At 64.1% G+C, this 501-nt stretch carries 2 protein-coding genes; both read left to right on the forward strand.

Annotated features, from left to right (window positions below; translation table 11 throughout):
• On the forward strand, window positions 1-246 hold a 246-nt coding region (locus tag C1634_RS25675), incomplete at its 5' end, for a hypothetical protein (protein ID WP_133248984.1).
• A 7-nt stretch (window positions 247-253) separates the two neighbouring features.
• Window positions 254-501, forward strand: a 248-nt coding sequence (locus C1634_RS25680; protein WP_228410175.1) for a hypothetical protein, incomplete at its 3' end; no start/stop codon positions are given.

Below are 501 nucleotides of genomic sequence, written 5' to 3' on the forward strand. Positions count from 1 at the left end.
GCTGTGCGCCACGCGACGGGCGGAATAGCCACCATCCCCGCGCCCGCAATGCCTGCTCCGGGCCTTTCTGCTTCGCGCCTGCAGGAGCCATCCAAGAACTTCAGTACCTCGGTCGCCAACTCGATCTACCTGCCCGCCGTTCACGACACGGATCAGATGGCGGCCGACATGTGGGCCGGCAAAGGCGGCGAACACTTCCTGGTCTGGCTGAACAAGAACAGCCAGGCCGTCAAGCAGATTATCTAGGAGTCCCATGGCCACCGAATTCGGCACCGCCGTCAACCACGCCGACCTGGTCGAGCGCCTGGTCCAGTTCCTCACCGCGAGCCCGGACCTGGTCGCAGCTGGGCAGGCCTACGAGAAGGTTTTCGACAACACCATCCCCGCGTCCGGCACTGCGATAGCCGTGCGCCAGGTGACCCTGCGCGCACCTGGGCTGGGCGGCACCGATAGCATCTACATGGGGATTCAAAGCTACGGCGATACGGCACTGGACTACTA

It is taken from the genome of Chryseobacterium viscerum (genome assembly GCF_002899945.2).
Classification (GTDB): Bacteria; Bacteroidota; Bacteroidia; order Flavobacteriales; family Weeksellaceae; genus Chryseobacterium; species Chryseobacterium viscerum.